This window comes from Lonsdalea britannica (assembly GCF_946477055.1).
In the GTDB taxonomy this organism is placed as follows: domain Bacteria; phylum Pseudomonadota; class Gammaproteobacteria; order Enterobacterales; family Enterobacteriaceae; genus Lonsdalea; species Lonsdalea britannica_A.
In genome coordinates, this window is the sequence record NZ_CAMKXG010000305.1 from 1 (window position 1) to 3614 (window position 3614).

Sequence of the window (3614 nt, forward strand, 5' to 3'; positions counted from 1 at the left end):
TGAGATCGAAGGGAGTCGAGGTATTTTCGGACCGGGAGATCCTCAGCCTGATTGAACGGGTCAACCAAGTCGGCTGATTGCGCAAAAATCAGCGGTCGGACTTACTGTTAAGCATGGCCTGCAGATCCTGTTTTAGCGTCGACATTTGAGTGGCATATTTCTCTTTGTGTTCAGCGTCTTCAATCAACTGGACGATGGTTTCCGACAGCGTGCAGCCACGACGGTGCGCCAATCCCGCCAAACGTTGCCATACCAGATACTCAAGATCGATGGATTTCTTGCGGGTGTGCTGATGTTCCGCATTAAAGTGCCGTTTGCGCCGAGCGCGGATGGTCTGCTTCATCCGGTTCTCCAGCGCGGGATTGAGGTACGAATCAATCCACTGGAGCACTTTCGCGGGCTGATCTTCCATTCTGAGCAGCGCATTGACCGCTTCATCGGCCGCACTTTGCTCTATAAAGCGCGTAATGGACTCGCCTTCACGGTGCTTTTTGACCAGATATTTCCACTTCCAGCCGCACTCAAGATTTTCTAATTGCTGGTATTTCATAATAAAGTCTTCAGTGACCGTGTAACGTGCCCGACATATCTCCATTGTGGCCCGAGTTTCCTGTTTCAGGCAAACTTTTTACTGACCATTTTTCAGCCAGAATAGGTATTCTGCCTTTGTTGTTGTCGGCAACACGCAGGCTCTCATGTGCATCAGGCATTATTTTTGTATAATCCCGCTTTCCCTTTAGACGAGTGCTGTAGATACTTTGACCAACAACCGACTCGAATGGCAACAACTGTTGCCTGATCTCACCCCGTATCAGACATTATTCTCTCAGGCAGCGCAGCTGGCGCCCGCTGAGTTTTCAGCGATCCAGCCCCGTTTGGCGAATGCGCTGACACTCTTTTGCCAGTCTCGCTCCCCTTCTCGCTTCATGTTGTTGAAAGCGCAGGAGAGTGATGATTATCTGCGGCTGATCGCCCGAGCCGTTAACGCTAATACGTCAATGGAAAAAGCGTTTTCCGGCAGCCTGTATCAGATCTCCGGTCGCCGTATCAGCGTCCAGCCGGCCCTGCATCAGGATGACAATTTTGCGGCCAAAATACGGTGTGGGTATCAGGAATGGATTGAGCCGGAGCAGTTGTTCGGTTGCGTACGCCTGTTCCAGGACGATATTCAGCTACAGCCCGGACTGATTCATCAGGTCAACGGCGGCGTATTGATTCTCTCTGCACGTACGCTGCTGGCACAGCCGCTGATGTGGCTTCGGTTGAAGCAGACAATAGTCTCAGGACAACACTCGTGGCTCTCGCCAGATGAACGCCGCCCGTTGCCAGTCGACGTGCCGCCGATGCCTGTCGACCTGCGTCTGATCGTGGTGGGAGATCGTGAAAGTCTGGCCGACCTGCACGATATGGAGCCCGAACTGAGCGGAGACGCCATTTATGGCGAGTTTGAATCTCAACTCTCGCTGATCGCGCCTGAGGATATGGTGCATTGGTGTGCATACATCAACGCCCTGTGTCATGAGAATCAGCTTCCGCTGCTGGCGGAAGACGGATGGAACGCACTAGTCACCCATGCTGTCCGCCATAGTGACGATCAGGGCTGTCTGCCCCTGTGTCCAAAATGGCTGACTCATCAGTTGAAACACGCTTCGCTTTACGCACAGCAGGAAACCCTCTCTGCGCAGGCGATCAACGATGCCGAAACTACCCGCCGCTGGCGCGATAGTTACCTGTATGAACGGTTACAGGACGATATTGAGCTCGGTCAGATTCTGATTGAAACCGACGGCGCTGTCATCGGTCAGGTCAATGGGCTTTCCGTGCTGGAATACCCGGGGTATCCGATGATGATTGGCGAACCGACGCGAATCAGCTGCGTAGTACATCCGGGCGATGGCGAACTGACGGATGTCGAACGTAAAGCCGAACTTGGGGGGAACCTGCATGCCAAAGGCATGATGATTATGCAGGCTTTTCTGATTTCTGAACTACAGTTGGAACAGCAGTTACCCTTCTCTGCCTCTATCGTTTTCGAGCAGTCTTACAGTGAGGTAGACGGGGATAGCGCTTCCCTTGCGGAGCTTTGCGCCCTGATCAGCGCGCTGGCCCTACAGCCTATCAATCAGCAATTTGCCGTCACCGGTTCGGTGGATCAGTTTGGACACGTTCAACCCATCGGCGGCGTTAACGAAAAGATTGAAGGCTTCTTCGATGTTTGCCAGCGTCGTGGCCTGACCGGTCAGCAAGGCGTCATCATCCCCGCAACCAACCAGCGCCATCTCTGTTTACAGCCTGGCGTGGTTGAGGCCGTGAAAAATGCGCAGTTCCATATCTATCCGGTATCCTCTGTCGCAGAAGCGGTAACGCTGCTGACACAGGTTGCTTACGATGAAGAACATCGCCCCAGCTTGTTGGCTGCAATTCGTGAGCGTATCGCTCTTTTAACACCGCAGGAACGCCGTCGCTTCCCTTGGTTTTTCCGATAGAGAAACTGGTATGTCCAGCGGTAATAGGCTTGCTCAGCGTACACGTGTACGCTAACCTGCTCGCTTCACAAAAACAGGACTTAAAGAAACATGGTAGATAAACGCGAATCCTATTCGAAAGAAGATCTTTACGCCAGCGGACGCGGTGAACTGTTCGGCCAACAGGGCCCACGGTTGCCCTCTGGCAATATGCTGATGATGGATCGTGTCATCAAGATGACCGAAGATGGCGGCCAGCATGACAAAGGCTATGTTGAAGCCGAGCTGGATATCAATCCCGACCTGTGGTTCTTCGGCTGCCATTTCATTGGCGACCCGGTTATGCCTGGCTGCCTGGGGCTGGATGCCATGTGGCAATTGGTCGGCTTTTACCTCGGCTGGTTAGGCGGAGAAGGTAAAGGTCGTGCGCTGGGCGTAGGCGAAGTCAAACTCGCCGGTCAGATTCTCCCTGACGCCAAAAAAGTCACCTATCGCATCCATTTCAAGCGTGTTATCAATCGCAAACTGATCATGGGTATCGCGGACGGTGAAGTGCTGGTCGATGGTCGCATCATCTATACGGCGAGCGATCTGAAAGTCGGCCTGTTCAAAGATACAAGCGCGTTCTAAGCCACCGCTTTTAAGAAGAAAGGCATTCCGGGTCATCCCTGAATGCCTTTTTGCTCTCTGTGGTAACACGATATCCCACTATCGGCAATCATCCCCATGCAAACCTCTCCCGCATTCAGGCTCGTGCAGCCCACTTAAATCGAGCCTCTTCATCCCCTTTTTCCATATATCAACGCAAGTCAAACCCACTCAGTAGCAGAAGTTATCAGCCAAACGTACAATGCTTAACCAGATGTTTCAAAACCACTAAATACTGCTTGACCGTAACAGGGCGACTCCCTATAGTAGCGCCCCGTTGCTGCCGAGCGCGGCAATACGGTGAGGTGTCCGAGAGGCTGAAGGAGCACGCCTGGAAAGTGTGTATACGTGAAAACGTATCGAGGGTTCGAATCCCTCCCTCACCGCCATATTCCATAAGAAAGCCTGAGCGAATGTTCAGGCTTTTTTGTATCCAGAGATCCCCTTGAGGGAGGGTGAGAACCCTCGACTGGGTTCGACAAAACGGCATCGCCGTTTTGC

General features: G+C 52.8%; 3 protein-coding genes and 1 tRNA gene. 3 read left to right on the forward strand and 1 reads right to left on the reverse strand.

Going from position 1 to position 3614, the window contains the following annotated elements:
• Positions 1 to 88 precede the first annotated feature (88 nt).
• A complete protein-coding gene (matP, locus tag Q7O77_RS15645; RefSeq protein ID WP_304169466.1) occupies positions 89 to 550 on the reverse strand; it encodes a macrodomain Ter protein MatP in 462 nt (153 codons plus the stop codon).
• A 208-nt stretch (positions 551 to 758) separates the two neighbouring features.
• Here matP and Q7O77_RS15650 point away from each other — a divergent pair, with 208 nt between their 5' ends.
• The 3 genes from Q7O77_RS15650 to Q7O77_RS15660 all read left to right on the forward strand — a co-directional run bounded on the left by Q7O77_RS15650 (position 759) and on the right by Q7O77_RS15660 (position 3502).
• The gene (locus Q7O77_RS15650; protein ID WP_304169468.1) at positions 759 to 2486 is read left to right on the forward strand and encodes a Lon protease family protein; all 1728 of its coding nucleotides are present in this window, start codon (positions 759 to 761) and stop codon (positions 2484 to 2486) included.
• A gap of 90 nt (positions 2487 to 2576) precedes the next feature.
• Positions 2577 to 3095, forward strand: a complete 519-nt coding sequence (gene fabA / locus Q7O77_RS15655; RefSeq protein ID WP_304169472.1) for a bifunctional 3-hydroxydecanoyl-ACP dehydratase/trans-2-decenoyl-ACP isomerase — start codon at positions 2577 to 2579, stop codon at positions 3093 to 3095.
• A gap of 317 nt (positions 3096 to 3412) precedes the next feature.
• Positions 3413 to 3502, forward strand: a tRNA-Ser gene (locus Q7O77_RS15660).
• The last annotated feature ends 112 nt before the right edge of the window (positions 3503 to 3614 follow it).

What these genes read in the sequence shown, in the direction of transcription:
- matP (WP_304169466.1), bottom strand. Translation starts at nt 550, where the DNA reads ATGAAATACCAGCAATTAGAAAATCTTGAGTGCGGCTGGAAGTGGAAA.
- fabA (WP_304169472.1), top strand. Translation starts at nt 2,577, where the DNA reads ATGGTAGATAAACGCGAATCCTATTCGAAAGAAGATCTTTACGCCAGC.